The organism is Halorubrum wangae, from assembly GCF_051194135.1.
GTDB lineage: Archaea > Halobacteriota > Halobacteria > Halobacteriales > Haloferacaceae > Halorubrum.
Map to the genome: position 1 here is coordinate 158,683 of NZ_JBLZNH010000004.1, position 20,829 is coordinate 179,511.

The following is a 20,829-nucleotide window of genomic DNA, read 5'->3' on the forward strand; positions in this document are numbered from 1 at the left end:
GTTCGGGGTCATCCCCAGGTCCACCGTCGGTCGAGCACGAAACGATACAGTCCACTGAGGAAGATGGCGATCGCGTTGGAGACGAGGTACATGATCCCGCCCCATTCGACGAGCGCGTAGAGAACGCTCAACTGGATCGGGATCGCGGTCCCGCGGATGAGGTTCGTCTTCGCAAGCCCGGTGAGGTACTCCATCGTGCCCGTGTTCTGACTCGCCTGAAACGTCCACGCGTTGTTGAACACGTACGACAGGATGATCGTGATCTCGATGGCGACCGTCGCGCCGATGAGGTAGTTGATCCCGGCGGCGTCGACGAACAGCCAGAGCAGCGCCATCTGGATGCCGGCTGTGAGTGCACCGACGACGACGAACCGGCGAAGTTGAACGGCGATCGGTCCGCTGGTAAAATCGCGGAGAATCGCCCGGATCATCACCGATAACCAAGCGCCTCAAGCCGGGCCTCGAGGTCCTCGTCGACCTCCTCGCTCCCGTCGACGTCGGTTTTCCGGTCGCGAAGCTCTGCGACGTGCTCGGCGGCGACGGGCGCGAACCGCTCGACGACGGCCAACTCCTCGTCGGTCGGGTCCGCCGAGAGGTCCTCCTGCTGAGTCGGGTCCGAGGGGCGGTGGTACAGCTCCGTCTCCCCGGTATCCGCGTTCTCGATGTAGGTCCACTCCGCGTCCCGAACGCTCACGAGGAGGTCGCCGTCGTCCAATGACCGCGGAATCGGTTGTTCGGTCACTTCCTCGCCCCGAACAGTCACGGAGACGACGGGGTCCTGATCGGGGTCCTCGTCGCCCCGGACCGCGGGGGCCACCGACTTCCCTCGCCACTCCGGCGGCGACTCGACGCCGAGCAGGTCGGCGACGGTCGGCGGAATCGCGTCGAGTCCGACGTGCTCGGAGACCCGACCGCCGTCTTCGCCCGGCACGTTCACGATGAACGGCACGTGGATCAGCTCGTCGTACAGCTTCGGATAGTGCGCGAGGTGCCCGTGCTCTTGGAACTCCTCGCCGTGGTCGCCGGCGACCACGATGGCGGTCTCGTCGGCGACGCCGGCCGCCTCCAGCGATTCGAGAACCCGCCCCACGCTCGCGTCGACCTGCCGTACGGTCGCCTGGTACAGCGTTCGCAGGTCTCTGAGAGTCCGCTCACCGACCTCCAGCCCGAGGCTCGTGCGGGTGTGCGCGTGGAGCATCCGGTGGGTCCCGATAATCCCGTCCGACACCTCACGGATGTACCGCGGGGCAGGGACGTACGGCGTGTGCGTGTCCATGTAGTGAGTCCACAGGAAGAATGGACCGTCCGTTTCCTCGACGAACTCGGTCGCGGCGTCCTCGACGTCGAACATTCGCGACGCGTCGAGGAACGGGCGCTCGTCGCTCCGGCCACGGAGCTTGGAGCCGAGGCGTCGGAACGGCGAGGCCAGGAGCTGGATCCACGCCTCGACCGTCGGGTGCGCGGCGAGGTAGCGGCTGTATACGCTGGAGCCGACGCTGGTGACGAACGACTCGTACTCGTCGAACCCCGCGGGATACCCCCAGTGGGAGGTGAGGAAGCCGTTGGCGGCGTTGAAGCCGCCGGTGGCGATTCCCGCGTCGGAGAGCACGGAGGCGAGCGTCCGTGAGTCGGTCACGCCGATGTCGCCGTTCCGGGTGAAGACGGGCTCTGATGCGAGGATCGAGGGGAACGAGAACGGAGTCCAGTTCCCCGTGGCGAATGCCCTGTCGAAGGTCGTCCCGTCGGCGGCGAGGTCGTCGAGCACGGGCGAACTCCGATCGTCGTCGTACGGACCGATCGCGTCCGCTCGTAGCGAGTCGATCGTGACGAGGACGACGTTCGTAACCTCGCGCTTCGCGCGGGGCGACTGCGATTCCTCCGCCGTGGACGAGTTTTCGGCCGGCTCGTCCGGGTGTGACGTGTCCGAGTCCATATTATGCGATGGGTGTCTCCGACGCCGCGATACCGCGAAACGACCCGAGCGATCGGGGCGTGCGCCCGGTGCGGTCCGAACGGGACGCAGTCGCCCGTCGAGAGAGACGGCCCGACAGAGCCCTCCACCTCATCGAGCCGCGCGTCAGAAACACGAGTGTGCCCTGAATGCCGCTTGCCACCGGCTTGAGGATTTCGATCTCAGAGACGGCGGCGAGCGTAGCTATTTGCCGGGCGCGCACGAACAACGTTGTATGAACGACACGGCGACCGAAGCCGTTCGGGGCGTCGACGCCCTCGACGCGGACGTCCCGGACGACGAGATCCCCGACTCGGTGCCGGCCGAGTCGCGGGCAGTGGAGACGAACGGCGTCCGACTCCACGTCGTCGAGGCGGGTCCGGCCGACGGGAAACTGCTCGTGTTGCTCCACGGCTTCCCCGAGTTCTGGTACGGCTGGCACGAGACGATCGCGACGCTCGCCGACGCGGGGTACCGCGTCGTCGTCCCGGACCAGCGCGGCTACAACCTCTCGGAGAAGCCGCCGGCCGTGCGCGACTATCGGATCGGCGAACTCGCCAGAGACATCGTCGGCATCGTCGACGCTTACGGACGGGAGACGGCCGCCGTCGCCGGCCACGACTGGGGTGCGGCCGTCGGCTGGTGGCTCGCGCTCCACCACGCAGACCGCGTCTCCGAGTTCGTCGCGGTCAACGTCCCGCATCCGACCGTCTTCGAGGAGGCGCTCCGGACCTCGTGGGACCAGCGGCTCAAGAGCTGGTACATGCTCGCGTTCCAGCTCCCGAAGCTTCCGGAGGTCGTCGCCAGCGCGGGCAACTGGCGGCTGGCCGTCCGCGGGCTCCGTGAGTCCAGTTCCCCCGGCACGTTCGGCGACGAGGACATCCGACGCTACCGCCGCGCGTGGAATCGAGAGGGCGCCTTCGAGGCGATGGTGAACTGGTACCGGGCGATGGTCCGCGACCGTCCGACGCCAGAGCGCACCCTCGTCGAGGTTCCGACACTGGTGATCTGGGGTGCAAGGGATAGATTTCTCACGAAGCGGATGGCGGGCCGAAGCGTCGACCACTGCGCCGAGGGTCGGCTCCTGACGCTCGACACCGCGACCCACTGGGTCGTCCACGAGGAGCCACATCGCGTCGCGACGGCGATTGCCGACCACGCCGACCCCCTTCCACCGGGCGCTCGGGAGTGAGCGCCGAATCCGTTTAGTACCGACGGCCACCACGATGTGATATGACGCTCGACACGTACGCGGCCGCCGTCGACGATCTCGACCCCGAACCGGGCGAGGTGGAGACGGCCGAACTCGTCGTCACCGACGACGTGCTCGTCAAAGCGTTCGTCCTCGGTCCGAACGCCGCGGTCGACCCGCACGAGCACGTCGACGCGACCAACGTCTTCCACGTTCTCGAGGGCGAGCCGACCGTCGTGAGAGACGACACCGAGGAGACGCTCTCGGCGCCCGCGGTGGTCCTGAACGAGCGCGGCGCGGTCCACGGTGCTCGAAACGACGCGGACGAGCGAGCCGTGCTCACGGCGAGCCTCTGCCCCCTCCCCTGATGGACGGCGAGATCGATCCCGACGACCTGGCTGAACTCCTCGACCGTGAGACCGACGGCGGCCTCCGGATCGTCGACATCCGCGACCGGCGGGCATTCGACCGCGGCCACCTCCCGGGCAGCGAGTGTATCCCGTTCCCGGAGCTGACGACTCGCGTGGGAGAACTCGACGAAGCCTCGCGGATCGTCACCGTCTGCCCCCACGGGATCTCCAGCCGACAGGCCGCCCAACTGATCGGGAGCTACGCCGGCATCGACGACGCCCGCGTCGAGAGCCTTCGCGGGGGCATCGAGGCGTGGCAGCGCGACGTCGACGAACTGGTGGCGACGGCGGCGGACGAACGAGACGTCGAGGTCGACGAGGGCCCCGAGGCCCCGTTCTGATCAGCGGTCGCGCGAGCGTCTGCCAAACGTTCCGGCGGCCACGAACAGCGCGACAACCGCAGCGACACCCCCGAACCCGGGCGCGCTGTCGTCGGTTACACCGCCGTCGGGAGCGCCGTCGTCACCGGCGAGCGGGCCGGTCCCCGAGACAGTGACGGTCGTCGAGACCTCGTCGTCCGGGCCGACGACGCTGACGGTCACCGTCCGTTCGCCGTCGATCCAGTCCGAACCGCCCGACTCACCGAGCGTGACGGTCCGCGCTATGTTCGCCTCTTCGCCGGCGTCGAGTCTGACGGGGGCCGTCGCGACCGTCTCGCCGTCGACGCGGAACGCCACCTCGGACCCGGCCGGGAGTCCGGCACCGTTGCCGACGGTCGCGACGACGCGAACCGACTCGCCGGCGGTCACGCGGTTCGCATCGACTGAGACGCCGCGGACCGACGGCGGCGCCGGCTCCGAGACGACGACCCGGAGGCGCTCGCCACCGATCCCGACCGTGTACTCTCCCGGTTCCGAGAACGTGCGTTCGACGCGTACCGCGGTCTCCGCCCCCGGATCGACCGAGCCGTTCCGTGTCGCGACCGGTTCTCCGTCGACAGTCAGCGAGAGGGCGTACTCCCCCGCGACGCCGCCCGTGTTCGTGACGCCGACGGTCAGCGCGAGCGTCTCGTTCGTCACGAGTTCGACCGGGTCGCGATCGACCGTGCGGTCGCGGTATTCGCCCGTCGCTCGAACGCCGTCGGCGGGGAGGGTGTAACCGACCTGCGCCGGCGCCTCGCCGAAGGCCTCGGCGTGTGTCGAGCGATCCCACGTCTCGGCCGTCTCGCGCGTGGTCGTCAGTCGCTCGGCCTCGTCGCGGACTGCGGCCGCGGTTTCGGCGTCGGCCCCGCTGGCCGCGGCCGCCTCGACCGCGTCGAGGATGTCCTCGTTCGAGACGGGTTCCGACGCCGCGTTCAACTCGCGAAGGACCGTCGCGAGCGAGGCGCCACCGTCGGTCGCAACCCGGAGCCGACGGTCGATTTCGCCGGCCACGAGCGTCCCCTTCGTGTAGTCGGCGTTGCCCTCCCACGTGCCGGGGTCGGCGAGCACCGACGAGGCGTCGGGGGCACGCTCGCCGCGGGCCAGGGTTCGCTCGAATTCGTCGAAGTCGGCGTCGCCGCGGGCGAGCGCGAACAGCGCGGCGTAGTAGGTTGCGCTCGCTTCGGTGAACCAGGCGCCGCTCGCCTCGGTGCGGTAGGCCTGCCGCGTGTGAACGTACTCGTGGGTCCAGACGTCGCTGGCAGTCCCCGCCGGCTCGACGTCTCGGACCCACAGGTCGGCATCGCCGATCTGAAGCCCGCGGACGCCCCACTCCTCGTCATCCGTGGGCGCGGCGACGGCGAACACCGTCTCATCGCGCGCGCCGACCGGCAGCGCGGCCGACGCCGACTCGAAGACGTCAAACACCTCCTCGGGAGTCGCCTCAAGATCGGCCGCTTCGGGGACGATCAGGCGGTAGCGCTGGCCGCCGGCCTCCCGGACGTGCTCCTCGTACGGCCCGAGAAACGCCACGGCCTGCGAGGCGACACCCTCGCCGTCGACGGCGTTTTCGCGCGTCAGTCGGACTTGCCCGTCGTACCGCCCAGTGTACGACCAGCTCGCGCTCGTCCGCGGTGTCCGGACCAGCGCCCAATCGCCGGCGTCGACGAAGCGGTAGGAACCGCTGGCGCCGAGCGGTCCCGCCTCGGTGACGGTGTCGTTGGCATCCATTGCATAGGTGAGCGTGGGGTTCGCCGTCGCGCCGTCCCACTCCCACGCCGAGGCGTCGGGGTCGTCGGTGTCGGCCGGGTCGAATCCGTCGGCCTCGACCGCGGCGTCGTTCGCGCTGAGGAGGACCACCCGGAAGTTCGTCACCCGGTCCGGGATGTCCGCCCGCATCGTGACGCCGACCGTTCCGTGCTCTTCGACGTCGAACAGCTCGTTTCGCAGACGGATCGTGTCCTCCTCCACCTGTTTCGTGTCACCGGTCCCGCTGCCCGCGGAGTCGTCGGGGGCAACTGATCCGCGGAAAGGAGTCTCTCCGAGCGTCGTGCGCTCGTCGGAGAGGGTGGTGTCCGCTCCGGGGGTCGCCGCCTCGCCAGCGAGCGACGCGTCTCCGGCGACCCCCGGTGCGGCAACCCCGAGCGCGGTGACAAGCAGCAACGCGGCGACCAGCGCGACGACGGATCGACTCCCACGATCCGAACCCGACCGTGTCATGGATCGACAGCCGTTCGACGCGGATAAAGGCCTGTTCCTCGGAGCGGCGGTCATCGAGGCCGCCCTCGGGGAGAACGAGCGTCGGCTGCCGGAATCCCTGCATGCCGTTCAAAAAAGGGTCGACGAGAGGGGGGGAGAGGGAGTGTGCGACGTCCCTCCACTCGGGGATTGCACGTTCAAAGTATAGTTATAGACCGCCTAGCATCGAGATACGGTCGAAATTCGTTCAGTGCAGCCGTTCGCTCAGATCGCGTGGACTCGAGCGGTCCAGAAGTCGCGAAACGCGTCTTCGATGGCGGCCCGCGGCTTTCCCGTCGCGTCGGAGACGTCGGTGACGTCGGCGTGGTCGCGGACCTCCCCGAGCACGCTCCGCTCGCCGACGACGATCACGCGGTGCACGTCGTCCGCGTCGGCGACGGCGGCCAGCGCGCGGTTCGCCTTCTGCAGGTGATTGTCTATCTGCCCCTCTCGCCGGCGCTCGAAGCGCCCCTGCGAGAAGCCGCCCTTCGAGTGCGCCTCCTTCACGGCGGAGGTAAACCCCTCGAAGGCGACGCGTTCGGCGCCCTCGTACGTGCCGAGCGCGAACATGTCCGAACGGACCACCGCGAAAGCGAACCGACCGGTCGGACGAAACCACTCGTCCGACAGTCGAAAGGTGTCGTCCCACTCGTCGAAGGGCGTGGGTACAATCGCCGGCGTGATCGCCGCGCTCACAGCGCCCGAGTCGTCGGCGAGGACGACCGCGGGCGCGGCCCGACGAACGAGTCGCGTCCGGTCGCCAAACCAGTCCGAGACGCTCGTCGGCACTGCGTTGTCGTCCGGAACGAACGCGGTGAGCAGCCCCTCCGGATCGGCGCTCTCGATGGCTCCGAAGCGGTCGAGGAGGTCGGCCAGGCGCTCCCCTCGGGCGTCGCTCACGCGCCGGAAATCGACCGCGACTTCCCCGGTTCCGGCGTGACTCAGCCGTTCCTCTAGCGACTCGATCCGGTGTTCGAGGTCGTTGACGCGCTCCTCGGCGCGCTGACGGTCGGCGACCGCGTCAGAGCGGCGCTCCTCCTCGGCCTCGGCGCGGCGTTCGAGGTGGTGCTTCTCCTCTTCCAACTCCGCGATCCGCTCTTTCAGCGTCGCGCGCCCGAGCAGCCTGTCGATCATACCGAATCCGCGACCGCCGGTGACCTAAAAGGTGCGTCTGCGACGCCGACGAGTGCGGGACGGCTTTTAAATGAGCAAGACAACTGATAACTGAACGACGGCGGTCCAATCCTACGCGTTCACGAACGGTTCCCACCCCTCCCACCGCAGCAGGTTCTCGGCGCGGTCGGCGTCCGCCAGCAGGACGTTCTTCCGGTCCGGAAGCGTCTCGTCGGCGATCTCGAGCGGAATAGCGAGCGTGCCACTCGGGATGTCCTCGTCGCCACCGACGGGGATGTGGCCGCTTCCCAGCTTCATTACGAGGGGCGCGTCGAGTCGCTCGACGCCCTCGCCGTCCGCATACAGCTGCTCGTTGACGTGTTCGTGGTCGGCCCGCTGGATGACGGCGCGGTCGCCGTCGTGGGGCTCGACGTACAGTTCCCCCAGGTAGTATCCGCTCGAGAATCGCTCGAACATACTGTGCATGTGAATCTCTACCACGACAGTATTTAAGCGTTACTCGGAACACGCGTTCGACTGATAATCGGGGGCGACGGGCGTCCAATCCGCGAAAAACCGGTTGCTACGCCTCGTCAGACCGCCGCGCGACCTCGTGACGACCGAAACCGTACCGCAATCGGTTCGCGAGTCGACGCGAGAACCGTCCTTCGTTCCGCGAGTCGAACCGCTCCGCCAGCGCCTGATAGATGAGGGGGACCGGAACCTCCTGCTCGAGCGCCTCCTCGACCGTCCACGTGCCGGTGGACCCGCCGGCGACGTGGTCCGCGACGTCTCCCAGATCGGACCCCTCCTCGTGGAACGCCTCCTCGCAGAGTTCGAGGAGCCACGATCGGATGACGGCGCCGTTGTTCCACGTCCGCGCGACGGACTCCATGTCGAGGTCGTACCGTCCCTCGGCGAGCAGTTCGAACCCCTCGCCGTACGCCTGCATCAGCGCGTACTCCACGCCATTGTGCACCATCTTCACGTAGTGGCCCGACCCCGACTCGCCCATCCGGTCGTGGCCGTCGGGGCCGGTTGCGACCGCGTCGAACACCGGCACCAGCGCCTCGTAGGCCCACTCGGGGCCGCCGATCATCAGCGAGAAGCCCGCCTCCGCGCTGGCCGGGCCGCCCGAGGTGCCGCAGTCGAGGTAGGCGGCAGCCGTCTCCTCGGCGCGCCGGACCGATTCGTGAAACCGCGAGTTGCCGCCGTCGACGACCACGTCGTCGCCGTCGAGACGGGGCTCCAGTTCTCCGAGCGTGGCGTCGACCGCGTCGCCCGCGGGCACCATAAGCCAGATTCGCTTGCCCCCCTCGCCGTCGTCCAACCGGTCGCAGAGGTCGCCGACCGAGTCGGCCGGCGTCGCGCCCGCCTCCGCCGCGGTCGCCGTCGCCTCAGCCGAGAGGTCGAAAGCGACCACGTCGTGTCCCGCCTCCAGCGACCGATTCACGACGATCTGCCCCATCCGTCCGAGTCCGATGACGCCGAGTTCCATGCGCGAGGGGTAGCGACCGCTCGCCGTAGTGGTTCCGGTTCGGGCGGGCGAGCGGTGCAGCGGTGAGGACACGACGGTCGGCGAGTCGAGGGGCCCGGTCCCCCCTACTCCCCGTCGAGCGCCTGCCAAGAGAGCCGAGGGTTCCGCGCCGCGGAGACCTGGTCGATTCGGCTCGCGGCGGTCCGGTTCGGGGCCGCGTCGAGCGCCTCGTCGGTGTCGGCGTACGCGAGGTTGAACGCCTCCGCGAGGTCGTCGAGCGACGACTGCCCCTCGATTTCTGTCGGCTCCGTCAGCATCGCCTCGGGAACCATCTCTGGCCACTTCGTCGTCGGCGGGTGGACGCCGAAGTCGAGCATTCGCTTGGCGACGTCGGCGGCGTCGCGCTCGCCCGCCGTCGCCGCGAACTCGTGGTGGAAGGGACCGTGCGGCACGTCCAGGTCGATCCCCTCGGCGAGGTAGTTCGCGTTTAACACGGCCTTCGCTGCCGCGTCGGCGAGTCCCTCGTCTCCGAGTCGGGCGATGTACGCGTACGTCTTGACGAGGACGAGCCAGTTACCGGTGAACCCGTGGACCTTCCCGATGGTGCGATCGGGCTCGACGCGCTCGTACCCGCTTCCGGTCTCGTTCTCGCGGACCTGCGGCGCGGGGAGGAACTCCGACAGTTCGTCGACGACGCCGACCGGTCCGGCGCCGGGACCGCCGCCGCCGTGCGGCGTCGCGAACGTCTTGTGGACGTTGTAATGCATCACGTCGAACCCCATGTCGCCGGGCCGGCCGCGGCCGAGCAGGGCGTTGAGGTTCGCCCCGTCATAGTAGAGCAACCCGCCCGCATCGTGGACGATGTCGGCGATCTCGGTGATATCGCGCTCGAAGAGCCCGACGGTGTTCGGGTTGGTCAACATCAAGGCGGCCGTATCGTCGCCGACGGCCGCCTCCAGCGCCTCGACGTCGACGCGCCCGTCCTCCCCAGACGGGAGCTCTACCACGTCGTAGCCGGCGGTCGCGGCGGTCGCGAAGTTCGTCCCGTGCGCCGACGCCGGGATCACGACCTCCGACCGGTCGTTGCCGTGGTGCTCGTGGTACGCCTTCGCGATGAGGATTCCGGTGAGTTCGCCGGCCGCGCCCGCCGGCGGCTGGAGCGTCACGGCGTCCATCCCGCCGATCTTGGCGAGGAACTCTTGCAGGCGGTACTGGAGTTCGAGGTTCCCCTGCACGGACCGTTCGGAGCGGTCCGGGTGAACCGCCGCGTTCGGGTCGGCGGCGACGTCCTCGGTGAACTTCGGGTTGTACTTCATCGTACAGCTTCCGAGGGGGTACGGCCCGGAGTCGATCGCCCAGTTCATCTGGGAGAGTCGAGTGTAGTGTCGGGCGATCTCCGGCTCTGACGGCGACGGCAGGGTGAGCTCGTCGCGCGTCAGATCCTCGGGAAGCGGCGACCGCTCGCCGACGTCGACCGTCGTCTCCCCCTTCTCGGAGAGCAGGGGCTCACGGACGTTCTCGCCGTCGCGCTCGTAGTTTGCCTGATCGTGAATCATTCAGATCACCTCCTGAAACGCAGCCACGAGGTCGTCCGTCCGCGCCGCATTCAGGTCCGTCACGCACACCTGGAGGAGATGCTCGCCGACGACGTGGACCGCGAACCCCGCGGCCTCCAAGTCCTCGGCGATCGCTTCGGCCGGTTGGTCGACGCGCACGGCGAACTCTCGGACGTGGTGGCGGTCGTGGACGGGCGAGATGGCGCCGTCCAGCGCATCTATTCGGTCGGCGAGCGTGGCGGCCGCCCGGACGGATTCGTTCGCGAGGCCGACGAGGCCGTCCGGGCCGAGCACTGCCGCGTGGATCGCCGCGCGGAGCGCGACCCACGCCTGGTTGGTGCAGATGTTGGAGGTCGCCCGCTCCTTCCGGATGTGCTGTTCGCGGGTCTGGAGCGTAAGCGTGAACGCTCGGTCGCCGTCGGCGTCCTCGCTCGCGCCGACGAGCCGCCCAGGCACCTGCCGGAGGAACTCGTCGCTGCAGGCGAAGAGTCCGAGCCCCATCCCGTAGGCGGTCGGGAGCCCGAGCGACCCGGCCTCGCCGACGACGACGTCGGCGCCGACGCTCGCCGGTTCCTCCAACACCGCGAGCGAGACGATGTCCGACCCGAGGACGAACAGGGCCTCGGCGTCGGCCGCGAGGTCGCCGACCGCCGCGAGTCGTTCCTCGACGCAGCCGCGGACCGTTGGGTTCTCGGCGTACACCATGACGACGTCGTCGCCGACGCGCTCGGCGAGGGCGTCGACGTCGGCGTTGCCGTCGGTCATCGGGTACGACTCGACTGTCAGGTCGGCGCCGCCGCAGTAGTTCGCGAGCACCTCGCGCTTGCCCTCGCGGAGCTGCTCGGGGACGAGGACGGTATCGCCCGAGGTCGACCGGACACGGTCCGCGAGCGTCGCCGCCTCACCGAGCGCGGTCGCGGCGTCGTACATCGAGCAGTTCGCGACCGGGAGCCCGGTGAGTTCGACGAGCATCGACTGGTACTCGAACAGCGCCTGGAGGAACCCCTGTGAGATCTCCGGCTGGTACTGGGTGTAGCTGGTGAGGAACTCCGCGCGGTCCGAGAGGTGGTCCACCACGCTCGGGACGTAGTGGCCGTAGTGACCGCGTCCGAGGAACTCCGTCAGGTCGTCGTTCCGACCGAAGATGTGCCCGCACTCCGCGCGGATCTCCCGCTCCGTCCGCGGCTCGATCCCGAACTCGCCGTCGAAGGCGACGTCGTCGGGGATGTCGAACAGCGCCTCCTCGTCGTCGACGCCGATTGCCGAGAGCATCGCCGCCGTCTCGGCGTCCGTGTGCGGCGCGTACGGAGAGCCGCCCGTCCCGCTCATCGGATCGCCCCCGCGCGTCGGCTCGCTTCCGCGCGTCCGCCGTCGCTCTGTCGTCCGGTACCGGGTCGTCCGTCGAAGGGTGGGGTTGTCGTTGTCATGTGGCCCTTGGTGTGCGCCGCGTCCGGGCTTCGGTTCGGACGCGCTCCGCGTTCGCTACGCGATCTGTGCGTCGTACTCGTCGGCGTCGAGGAGGCCATCGGCGTCGCCGCCGTCGGCCAGGTCGACTTCGAGCATCCACCCGTCGCCGTACGGATCCTCGTTGACGAGTTCCGGCCGGTCGAACAGCGACTCGTTGACCGCGACGACCTCGCCGGAGACGGGGGCGTACAGATCAGAGACGGCCTTGATCGACTCGACGACGCCGAACGGCTCCCCGGCGGTGATCTCGTCGCCGACCTCGGGAAGCTCGACGAAGACGACGTCGCCGAGTTCGTCCTGGGCGAAATCAGAGACACCGACGCGGACGGTGTCGCCGTCGGTCGTGGTCCACTCGTGCGATTCTAGGTACCGTAACTCGTCGGGAACTTCGAAGCTCATTTGTGAAAGGGATCGTCGTGGAACGCTCGAAGCGGGCGCGGCCCGGCGGACGCGCACCGCCGGTTCACGCGGCGTCGATCGGCCCGCGTTCGGGGGGCGACGACCGACGGAATCCGCCGTCGAGAGATGGTCCACGACACGTGTAGCGTATCCTTCCCACGAAGGGGAAATAAAAGGTATGTTCGCGGCACCCCTTCGTGTCGCACCGGCCGTCTCACGCCCGGAGGTCGACGCTCACGACCAGCGATCGAGGCCGGTCTGGACCTGCGACTCGCTAATACGCTCGAAGCCCCGCTCGACCTCGTCGGCGTCGACGCCCCACTCGTCGACCACGTACGCCCGAGCGGCCGCCACGTCGGGGTTCACGTCGGTGTCGACGTCAACGTCGGTCGCCGGCGGGTCCATGAACAGTTCTCGGATCTCCGCTGCGTTCGGGATCTCGGTACCGCGCGCGTCGAGGACGCCCCATAGGTCGCCGTGTTCCTTCACCTCCTTCACCGCGGTCTTCGGCCCGACGCCGTGAACGCCCTCGTTGAAATCGGTGCCGCAGAGCATGGCGACGTCGACGAGCCCCTGTCGGTCGAGTTCGAGGGCTTCCAGCGTCGCCGCGAGATCCATCAGCTCCGGATTGCCCTTGCTCGTGAGCTGGCGAAGCGTCGTCGGGGCGCCGAACAACAGGGTGTCGTAATCCTCGCTGCCGGCGTGATCGACCGTTCCGGTCGCGGCCATGTGCGCGCACTGGGCCTCCCCCTCGGCCGGGGCCTCGACGATCGGGACGTCGAGCAGCCTGAGTAGCTCGCGGGTCGTCTCCTGGATCGTCTCCGTGAGCCGCTGGGTGCGGGCCTCCAGCCGTGCGGCTTCGACGGCGTCACCGCGGTCCTCGGCGGCTGCGCGCCGCTCCTCGGCTTGTTCGCGCTTCTCGCGCCGGTCCGCTACCTCGTCGGCCTTCAGGTCGGTGACGGCCCCGTCGAACACCATCACGGGGATCAGGTCGTGTTCGAAGAACTTCGGGAGCCCCTGAACGACGCCGATCAGGTTCGCGACCTCGACGCCGTCGGCGGTCGTGTACTTCTCGTCGGTCGTCCACTTGACCGTCGTCGTGAGGTACCGGTACAGCCAGTTGTGCGCGTCGACGGCGACGACGCTTCCCTCGATCTCATCGAACGCGACGTCCCGGATCGCCGCGAGGTCGCGTAGGTCCGCGTTTCCCATTACCCGATCGGTTAGCGTCGCGGCTCTTAAACCATCGACTCGTTCGCCCGTCCGCGAACCACCGTCCCCCGCTGCCGGCTTGTGTGGCGTTTATGTGCGTCAGACCGCTACGGTACACCAGCGAATGGTCTCGCCGTTCGAGGTGTTGGAGATAGACGAAGACGCCGACGAGGCGACGATAGAGCGGGCCTACCGCGACCGGGTAAAAGAGGCGCACCCGGATCAAGGCGGGACGGTCGAGGAGTTCCAACTCGTCAGGCGCGCCTATCGCGAAATCGACGAGCAGACCGCGAACGGAGGCGACGCCGACGGTACGGTCACCGACGTCGATCTGGGCGACGACGACGGCGACGCCGCGGAGGTGGAGCCGGTCCGCGTCGAGTTCCTCGATTACGACGTGCTCGCCGACTACGGCTGGTCGCTCGACGACGAGGATCTATTTACGAAAGCGTCGCACGCCGACCTCGACGCGGCGGCGCACGGCCGACTGCTCGTCCAGCCCGACGAGAGCCTCTTGGAAGCGGCCGAGAACCGCGGGTTCGGGTGGCCGTTTTCCTGTCGCGGCGGAGCCTGTGCGAACTGCGCGGTGTACCTCGTCGACGGTGAGCTCTCGCAGCCGGCGAACCACATCATGCCCGACGAACTCACCGAAGACGGGTTCCGACTCTCGTGTAGCGGCTATCCGCTGAGCGACGAGCTACAAGTCGTGTTCAACGTGAAACACCTCGCGAAACTCGACGACCTCATCCTCCCGCCCGGACCGTTCACGCGACGCTGATCTGACGCGGCTATCGAGTTGCTGTATAAACTGACGCGGCGACCTCGCGGTCGCCTACCCGAGGAAGTAGCGGAGCCACGGCGTGTTCTTGACCAGTTCCGTCTCTTCAAGCACGCGGTCTACGCCGAGTATCCGGCCCGCGCCCCACGCGCCGAGTCCGAACAGGAGCAGCATGTAGACGAACGAGCTGTCGACGAAGTAGCCGTGCGCCACCGGGAAGCCGTCCATGAGGCCGCCCTGCCACGCCGCGGTCCAGAACAGCGATAGTTGGATTGCACCCATCAGCGCGGCGAATCTGAAGAGGACGCCGAACAGGAGCGCCAGCCCGATCAGAATCTGTCCGAACACTACCAGTGGGTCGACGATCGCCGCGTAGTCGGCGAAGAAGAGGAACAACCCTCGAAGCGGGTTCGCTTCCGCAATCGCATTCTGGAGGAAGCCGGCCGAACTCCACGCCAACGGGTCGGCGAGTCCGCCTTCGAACAGCTTCGATAGACCGGCCTGCAGGAATACCCACGCCATCACCACGCGGAGGCCGAGCATGGAGTACGCGAGCCACGTCTCCGAGTAGTTGAATGTTACCTCGTTTCCCAGTAGCTCCGAGCGGAGCGTTCGTTCCGACGGCTGTGTTGCCATGTCACCATCACCCACACTAAGAAGTCAACGAGGCAACAATAGCTTATCGGTGAACCCAATGCGCGGGAGTTCTCGGAAGTCTCCCGAAAATTACTCTCGCGTCTCAGAACGCTTCGGCGATGGCGGCGACGACAGCGTCTTCGACCGCGTCGCGCTCGCCCGAGAGGAACTCGATTTTGCCCTCGCGGAGCCCGGCCGTCGCCACGTCGGCGGCGGGCGCGAGTTCGGCCGTGCGCTCGGCAACGCCGCGAACGGAGACGTTCGCGCTCGTGCGGATGTACAGCTCGTCCATTCCGATGCCAACGGTCGCGTGCGCCTCGCCGTTCGTCCGCCGGCGGTGGAGGTCGTCGAGCAGGAGCGGCGTCGGCGGGAAGTCGTAGCGGTGGGTGTAGCCGTCGGTGTCGAGGACGTCGAACTCGACGCCGTCGACCGCCTCGGTGACGACGTTCGCGGTCGCGGTCTCGATTTCGGTCTCCAGCTTCTCGCGGAACTGCTCAGAGACGTGCGCCGCGAGGTTGCCGCTGTCCTCGAAGAGGAGGTCGGCGACGAGCTCGCGTTTGTCCTGGTACGACTGGTAGTACGCCTCGAGGGCCACCGCTTCACGGAGCTCCGCGACGCGCTCGACGTCGTAGCCCGCGTCACGGGCGAGGTCGACGTAGCGGTCGGGCGTGTCCGCCCAGTAGCTCACAGCCGGGAGGTGCCGTAGGTCGTCGCGGATATCGTCGTTGACCGCAGAGGCCAGCGACGCGACCAGTGCGCCCGTCGAAAGGTCGCCCTCTACCGATTCGATCTCCGGGGAGACGAGCGTGTCGACGGCCTCGCGGGTCTCGGGGTCGGCGACCTCCGCGTCGACGACGACGGCGTCGACGCCGTAGACGGAGAGCAGCTCGATGCCGTCGGCGGACTCGACCGTCGAGCCGGTGCCGACGAGCAGGAACAGCGGGAGCTTCTCGTCGTGGCGGTCGCGGTCCTGCAGCATGCGGGTCGCGTCGTTCGTCGCCGCATCCATCCCGTACACCGGCTCGTCGAGCGGGCGGCGGGTGAAGTAGTGGTACTCGGCGTCGCTCTTGGCGTGCTCGTCGCGGATCAGCGGGAGCACGGCGCGCTCGACTGCCGCGCCGGCGACGTAGCCGTCGGCGGTGGCGGCGTGACGCACGACGATCGGACGCGATTCGAGGACCGCGCGACGGATCGCCTCCGCGGCGTCGAGCAGGCCGTCGGCGAGCTGCGCGACCGTCTCGTCGCCTGCGAGCGGCTGCAGCCCGTCCGGACGCGCCTCGTCGGTGAGCGCCTCGGCGAGCCGGCGGCGGACCGCGTCGGCGTCCGCGTCTTCGAGGAGGACGAGGGCCGAAGACTCGACCTGCACGTCGCCTCGGTGACTCTCGACCTCGCCGTCGATCCGCACCACATCGCCGACCTCGATGGTCGGGTACGCGCGGGCGCCCGGCTCGATGAATGCGGCGACGTCGACCACACCGGTCTCGTCGCGTACCTCGAAGACCGTGGGGCCGCCGGTCTGCCGGACGCCGACGACTTCGCCGTCGATCTGTACCTCATCGTCGACGAGTTCGGAGAGCGCACCGATCTCGACGCGCTCGCGGTCGTCGTCGAGGTCGTCGGAGTCATCGGCGGCGTCGGACTCGCCGCCGTCGATGTCGCTCTCGGCGTCGGTCGGTCCGTCGTCCGTCGTCACGTCGGCGACATCGCCCTCGGCCGAGGGCGTCGAGCGGTCTACGTCGTTCGGCTCGCTCTCGTCGGACGACGAGTCGGCCGCCGTCGCGTCGTCTTCAACGGCCGCGTCGTCTTCAACGGACGAGTCATCTTCTTCGGTCGTCTCGTCCGCCCCGGTCGCTCCGTCGTCTTCGTCGTCCTCATCGTCCTCGTCGGGCACGTCCGGCTCGGCCGATTCGGCTGGTTCGGCCGCCGTGTCGTCGTCGTCCTCGTCTGCATCCGCTTCCTCGGGCAGGCGTTCGGTGTCGCCGTCCTGCACGAGCACGCCGCGGAACTCGCGGTCCGCCTGTCGGATCGACCACGCGAGGTCGATGTTCCCGTTGTCGCGCACGCCTTTTACCTGCACGAACACCTCGTCGCCCGACTCCCAGTCGAGGCTTTCGAGCCGACGGTCAAGTTCGGAGCGGTGGAGCAGTCCGGTCACGCCGGGTGAGAGGTCGATGAACACGCCGAATTCGGCGTAGCCGTCGACGACGCCGCGGTAGAATCGGTCGGGCACGAGCTGATCGGGAGCATTCCCGCGGAAGTCGAACACGACGTCCTCCTGGTGCGGATCGCAGATGCGACCGCCACCGTCGACGTCGACGCCACAGATGATACAGGATCCCATTTGAGTACACCGAGAGCTTCAGGCCTAAAACGGTTGTCGAAAGCCCCGCGCGATCCTCCGCGTCGGGAGCGACCGAATCAGAACCGCGGGCACAGAGCGGCAATGGCCACCCGGTGTCTCCCCGGCGACTGCCGCACCGGCCGCGCGGTGTCACCCGAGGAGGAGTCGAACTGACGCGATCACGCGGTAGCCGACGCCGTAGCCGAGCAGCGCCGGCGGAATCCCGGCGACGAGCGTCCGAAGCGGCGACGTCCGGTGAACGACCCGGAAGCCGATCAACAGCAGCACGACCGCGTACGCGCCGCAGGCGACGCGCAGCGCCGGTATCGGCGGCCCTGCGAGCGCCATCGGCGAACTCGCGTACGCAACGACCTGCACGGTCTCGCTGACCCCGCCGCGGTCGCGCAGGCGGAGACCGTCGTCGTACTCGACGCTGGCGACGATGACGCTCACCGTCGCGACCGCCGCGGTCAGGTGGAGTCCGACCGGGGCCGCGAGCGCGATCACGACGAGGAGCACGACGAGTGCAGAGACCGGAACCGACGAAACGATGCCGGGGACGACGGCGGGGTCCGCGATCAGCCAGCCGAGCGTAAACGCGGCGGCGACGGCGACGGCGAACGTCAGCGCAGGCGCTTGATCGCCGGGTCCAACCCCGTTCGCGAAGAGGCGACGCGGTCGCACGAGGGTCTCGACCCAGGCGCGGGCGAGTCCGCGGGCGCCTCGCTCCCGCCCGCCTGCCGGGTCCTCGATCCACGATGTCACGGACTCCCTTCGGGCGGGTGGAATAACGGGGTTCCGGTTCGCGCCGAACGAACGGCTCCGGTTCGCTGACGCGACGCCCTCGACCACGAGCCGGTCGTTCTCCCGTCTGATAAGCGGCGGGTAAACGCTTATAAGACTGCACTCGGAGGAGGATTCGAATGAGTGGGTTTCGGAACGACCAGCGTGGGTTTACCCCGATAGCCGGCACGGGACTGCTGGTCGGTATCGTCGTCCTCCTGCTGGCCATCGTTGGGGCCGCGATGTTCGGCCTGATCGACGGCGTCGCACCTCCGGACGCGGAGTTCCAGGTCGAGACCGAAGGCGGCGACCTCGTTATCATCGCCGCCGGCCCCGAGCCCGTCGCCGCCGAAGAGCTGTACGTCCGCGGTGAGGACCCCGATGGCAAGGTCGAGTTCGGCGCGTGGCCGGGCGGCGGGGTCGTCGAGCCGGGCGACCGCGTGACCGTCCCCAACGCGACCGGCAACGAGCAGTTCGACGTGATCTGGGAGCCCGTGGCGTTCGACACGCGCGAGACGCTCGGCAGCTACGACGGCGAGAACTCGGCTATCGGTGAATGGACGGAGGAGGGATCGAGACGGGACCCGCTCGGCGGTGGCGGCGGGTTCTAACGAGGACGGCTACTCCACCGACACCCACTCGCCGCGCTCGTCGGCGCGCTCGATCGCGCTGAGGGCCGTCTGCACCGCGTACCCCTCCGCGAACGACGGCGAGAACTCGCCCCCCTCGGCGACCGCCGAGAGGAACTCGTAGTTCTCGTGGACGAAGGTGTGTTCCCACCCGATGACGTGTCCGGGGGGCCACCACCGGTCGACGTACGGGTCCGTCTCGTCGGTGACGAGGACCGTCTGGTAGCCACGGTCGCCCTCCCGGAGCACCTCCAGTTCGTTGAGCCGCTCTAAGGAGAACTTCAGGCTGCCCGTCGAACCGTGCACCTCGATCGTGTGGTCGTTCTTGTGGCCGCTCGCGAAGCGGCTCGCCTCGAAGCTTCCCATCGCGCCGGAGTCGTAGGCGACCTGCGCGGAGTAGGCGTCGTCGACGGTCACGTCGCGGTACTCGGCCACGTCGCCGTCGTCGTCGTACACCGGACGCTCGTCGACGAACGTCTGCAGGTGTCCGGAGACGCGGTCGATCCCGCCGACCTCGTCGCCGACGAGGTAGTTCGCGAGATCGATTGTGTGCGCGCCGAGGTCGCCGAGCGCACCAGAGCCGGCCATGTCGGCGTCCATCCGCCACGCCCACGGCGCCTCCGGATCGACGAGCCAGTCCTGCAGATACCGCCCGCGAATCTGTCGGATCTCGCCGAGGTCGCCGTCCTCGATCAGTCCCTTCGCGTAGCGAATCGCCGGGACGAACCGGTAGTTGAACGCGGTGCCGGCGGGGACGTCGGCCGCCGCAGCGGCGTCGCGCATGGCCGCCGCCTCGTCGAGCGTCGGCGCGAGCGGTTTCTCGCAGAGGACTGGAACGCCCGCCTCGAGGGCTGCGATCGACGGCTCCGCGTGGACGTGATTCGGCCCGAGATTGTAAAAGACGTCCACCTCGTCGAGGGCGTCTTCCCAGTCCGTTGCGGTGTGCGCGAAGCCGAAGCGCTCCGCGGCGTCCGCGAGGGCCGCCTCGTCACGCCCGACGAGCGTGTGCCGCTCGACCGTGGGCGCGTCCGCGAAGAACATCGGCAGCCGCGCCAGCGCGTTCGCGTGCGCCTTACCCATGAATCGATACCCCAGCACGCCGATCTTGAGTGGTTCCTGTGTCATGATCTCGTCCTCCGTCTCACTCCGCCCAGTAGGCGTCGCCCGGTTCGGTCGCGAAGACCGCTCGGTCGAGCACGTCGACGGCCTTCTCTAATCCCTCGCGCGAGGAGGTGAGCGAGTCCTCGTGTTCGATTGAGAGCGCGCCCTCGTAACCGACCATCCGGAGCGTCGAGACCACGTCCTTCCAGTGGCCCTCGTCGTGGCCGTAGCCGATGGAGCGGAACAGCCACGACCGGTCGGGCTCGTCGGTGTAGCTCGTCGTGTCGAGGACGCCCTTCACGCGGGCGTTCGCGTCGTACACCTTCGTGTCCTTGGCGTGGACGTGGTGGATCGCGTCGCGCTCTCCCAGAAAACGGATCGCCTCGGTCACGTCGATCCCCTGCCAGTAGAGGTGCGAGGGGTCGAAGTTGGCGCCGATCCGCTCGTTGGTCGCCTCCCGCAGCGCGAGCATCCCAGTCGGTTCGTAGACGAGCATGTTCGGATGCATCTCGATGGCGACGTCGACGCCGTGGTGGTCGGCGTGTTTCGCCAACTCCCGCCAGTACGGGATCGCGACCTCGTCCCACTGGTACTCGTGTGCGTCGGCGTGCTCGCTCGGCCAGGGAGCCGTGATCCAGTTCGGCGTCGAATCGCCGGGCGCGCCCGCGGGCAGCCCCGAGAAGCAGGTGACGGTGTCGACACCGAGTAAGTCGGCCAGTTCGATCGCCTCCCGGAGTTCTCTGTCGGCCGCCGCGGCGCGCTCCTCGTCCGGGTGAAGTGGGTTGTTGTGGGTCGCCAGCGCCGAGACTCGGAGGTCGTGCTCGTCGAGGAGACCGAGGAGGACCTCTCGCTCGGCCTCGTCGTCGAGATGGGCCTCGCGGTCGACGTGCTCCTCGCCCGGCCAGCCGCCGACGCCCAGTTCGACCGCGTTCACCCCGATGGATTCGAGGTACGCAGCCGTGTCTTCGATCGATTCTCCGCCCAAGGGAACCGTCAGCACGCCGATGTCCATGCGTAAAGAGTGTACAACATCCCGAATAAATCTTCAGGAACGTCTCAGCGTTGCGGTCGCGTTCGGGCCACACAACCCATCAACCCACACCGACCGGGATCGCGTTCGGGTCAGCTCAGCCGGTCGCGCCCGAGTCGGTTCGATCGAACGCCGCAACGGGACGGTCCTCGCGATC

20 protein-coding genes are annotated in these 20,829 nt (G+C 68.4%); 5 read left to right on the forward strand and 15 right to left on the reverse strand.

Annotated elements, in window-relative coordinates:
* Positions 1-8: 8 nt before the first annotated feature.
* Positions 9-431 (reverse strand): GtrA family protein, encoded by a 423-nt coding sequence (locus ACNS84_RS13160; protein WP_435075329.1) that lies wholly within the window; start codon positions 429-431, stop codon positions 9-11.
* Positions 431-1,933 (reverse strand): sulfatase, encoded by a 1,503-nt coding sequence (locus ACNS84_RS13165; protein ID WP_435075330.1) that lies wholly within the window; start codon positions 1,931-1,933, stop codon positions 431-433. The genes ACNS84_RS13160 and ACNS84_RS13165 overlap by 1 nt, the downstream gene beginning before the upstream one ends.
* A 253-nt stretch (positions 1,934-2,186) precedes the next feature.
* Here ACNS84_RS13165 and ACNS84_RS13170 point away from each other — a divergent pair, with 253 nt between their 5' ends.
* Genes ACNS84_RS13170 through ACNS84_RS13180 form a run of 3 tightly spaced genes read left to right on the forward strand, consistent with a single transcriptional unit; the run spans position 2,187 to position 3,894 of the window.
* Positions 2,187-3,143, forward strand: coding sequence for an alpha/beta fold hydrolase (locus tag ACNS84_RS13170; RefSeq protein ID WP_435075331.1), 957 nt, complete (start codon positions 2,187-2,189; stop codon positions 3,141-3,143).
* 41 nt (positions 3,144-3,184) lie between these two features.
* Positions 3,185-3,511, forward strand: a complete 327-nt coding sequence (locus ACNS84_RS13175) for a cupin domain-containing protein (RefSeq protein WP_435075332.1) — start codon at positions 3,185-3,187, stop codon at positions 3,509-3,511.
* Positions 3,511-3,894 (forward strand): rhodanese-like domain-containing protein, encoded by a 384-nt coding sequence (locus ACNS84_RS13180; RefSeq protein ID WP_435075333.1) that lies wholly within the window; start codon positions 3,511-3,513, stop codon positions 3,892-3,894. Before ACNS84_RS13175 ends, ACNS84_RS13180 begins: the two co-directional genes overlap by 1 nt.
* On the opposite strand, the gene ACNS84_RS13185 is transcribed toward ACNS84_RS13180, so the two are convergent.
* The 8 genes from ACNS84_RS13185 to fen all read right to left on the reverse strand — a co-directional run bounded on the left by ACNS84_RS13185 (position 3,895) and on the right by fen (position 13,374).
* Positions 3,895-6,132 (reverse strand): PGF-CTERM sorting domain-containing protein, encoded by a 2,238-nt coding sequence (locus ACNS84_RS13185; RefSeq protein WP_435075334.1) that lies wholly within the window; start codon positions 6,130-6,132, stop codon positions 3,895-3,897. It abuts the gene before it with no gap.
* 243 nt (positions 6,133-6,375) lie between these two features.
* Entirely contained in the window at positions 6,376-7,284 is a 909-nt protein-coding gene (locus tag ACNS84_RS13190) for a Vms1/Ankzf1 family peptidyl-tRNA hydrolase (RefSeq protein ID WP_435075335.1), read from the reverse strand.
* Positions 7,285-7,395: 111 nt separating this feature from the next.
* Complete coding sequence (locus tag ACNS84_RS13195; protein ID WP_435075600.1) at positions 7,396-7,740, reverse strand: DUF5802 family protein; 345 nt, start codon at positions 7,738-7,740, stop codon at positions 7,396-7,398.
* A 106-nt stretch (positions 7,741-7,846) separates the two neighbouring features.
* On the reverse strand, positions 7,847-8,761 hold the full coding sequence (locus ACNS84_RS13200) for an NADP-dependent phosphogluconate dehydrogenase (protein ID WP_435075336.1): 915 nt from the start codon (positions 8,759-8,761) through the stop codon (positions 7,847-7,849).
* A 104-nt stretch (positions 8,762-8,865) separates the two neighbouring features.
* On the reverse strand, positions 8,866-10,296 hold the full coding sequence (gene gcvPB, locus ACNS84_RS13205; RefSeq protein ID WP_435075337.1) for an aminomethyl-transferring glycine dehydrogenase subunit GcvPB: 1,431 nt from the start codon (positions 10,294-10,296) through the stop codon (positions 8,866-8,868).
* Positions 10,297-11,625, reverse strand: a complete 1,329-nt coding sequence (gcvPA, locus tag ACNS84_RS13210) for an aminomethyl-transferring glycine dehydrogenase subunit GcvPA (RefSeq protein ID WP_435075338.1) — start codon at positions 11,623-11,625, stop codon at positions 10,297-10,299. It abuts the gene before it with no gap.
* A 153-nt stretch (positions 11,626-11,778) separates the two neighbouring features.
* Positions 11,779-12,162: a glycine cleavage system protein GcvH gene (gcvH, locus tag ACNS84_RS13215; RefSeq protein ID WP_435075339.1), complete on the reverse strand. Its 384-nt coding sequence runs from the start codon at positions 12,160-12,162 to the stop codon at positions 11,779-11,781.
* Positions 12,163-12,396: 234 nt separating this feature from the next.
* Positions 12,397-13,374 (reverse strand): flap endonuclease-1, encoded by a 978-nt coding sequence (fen, locus tag ACNS84_RS13220; protein ID WP_435075340.1) that lies wholly within the window; start codon positions 13,372-13,374, stop codon positions 12,397-12,399.
* A gap of 124 nt (positions 13,375-13,498) precedes the next feature.
* Here fen and fer point away from each other — a divergent pair, with 124 nt between their 5' ends.
* On the forward strand, positions 13,499-14,152 hold the full coding sequence (gene fer, locus ACNS84_RS13225) for a ferredoxin Fer (RefSeq protein ID WP_435075341.1): 654 nt from the start codon (positions 13,499-13,501) through the stop codon (positions 14,150-14,152).
* Positions 14,153-14,206: 54 nt separating this feature from the next.
* Here the strand turns inward: fer and ACNS84_RS13230 are convergent, their stop codons facing one another.
* The 3 genes from ACNS84_RS13230 to ACNS84_RS13240 all read right to left on the reverse strand — a co-directional run bounded on the left by ACNS84_RS13230 (position 14,207) and on the right by ACNS84_RS13240 (position 17,894).
* Positions 14,207-14,788 carry a TQO small subunit DoxD gene (locus tag ACNS84_RS13230; protein WP_435075342.1) on the reverse strand — a complete coding sequence of 194 codons (582 nt, stop codon included), beginning with the start codon at positions 14,786-14,788 and terminating at the stop codon, positions 14,207-14,209.
* Positions 14,789-14,891: 103 nt separating this feature from the next.
* Complete coding sequence (locus ACNS84_RS13235; protein WP_435075343.1) at positions 14,892-17,129, reverse strand: DHH family phosphoesterase; 2,238 nt, start codon at positions 17,127-17,129, stop codon at positions 14,892-14,894.
* A gap of 150 nt (positions 17,130-17,279) precedes the next feature.
* Positions 17,280-17,894 carry a YIP1 family protein gene (locus tag ACNS84_RS13240; protein ID WP_435075344.1) on the reverse strand — a complete coding sequence of 205 codons (615 nt, stop codon included), beginning with the start codon at positions 17,892-17,894 and terminating at the stop codon, positions 17,280-17,282.
* Between the two features lie 158 nt (positions 17,895-18,052).
* On the opposite strand from ACNS84_RS13240, the gene ACNS84_RS13245 reads away from it, so the two are divergent.
* Complete coding sequence (locus tag ACNS84_RS13245; protein ID WP_435075345.1) at positions 18,053-18,523, forward strand: type IV pilin domain-containing protein; 471 nt, start codon at positions 18,053-18,055, stop codon at positions 18,521-18,523.
* Between the two features lie 9 nt (positions 18,524-18,532).
* Here the strand turns inward: ACNS84_RS13245 and ACNS84_RS13250 are convergent, their stop codons facing one another.
* Complete coding sequence (locus ACNS84_RS13250; RefSeq protein WP_435075346.1) at positions 18,533-19,666, reverse strand: Gfo/Idh/MocA family protein; 1,134 nt, start codon at positions 19,664-19,666, stop codon at positions 18,533-18,535.
* A gap of 16 nt (positions 19,667-19,682) precedes the next feature.
* The gene (locus ACNS84_RS13255) at positions 19,683-20,654 is read right to left on the reverse strand and encodes a sugar phosphate isomerase/epimerase family protein (protein ID WP_435075347.1); all 972 of its coding nucleotides are present in this window, start codon (positions 20,652-20,654) and stop codon (positions 19,683-19,685) included.
* Between the last annotated feature and the right edge of the window lie 175 nt (positions 20,655-20,829).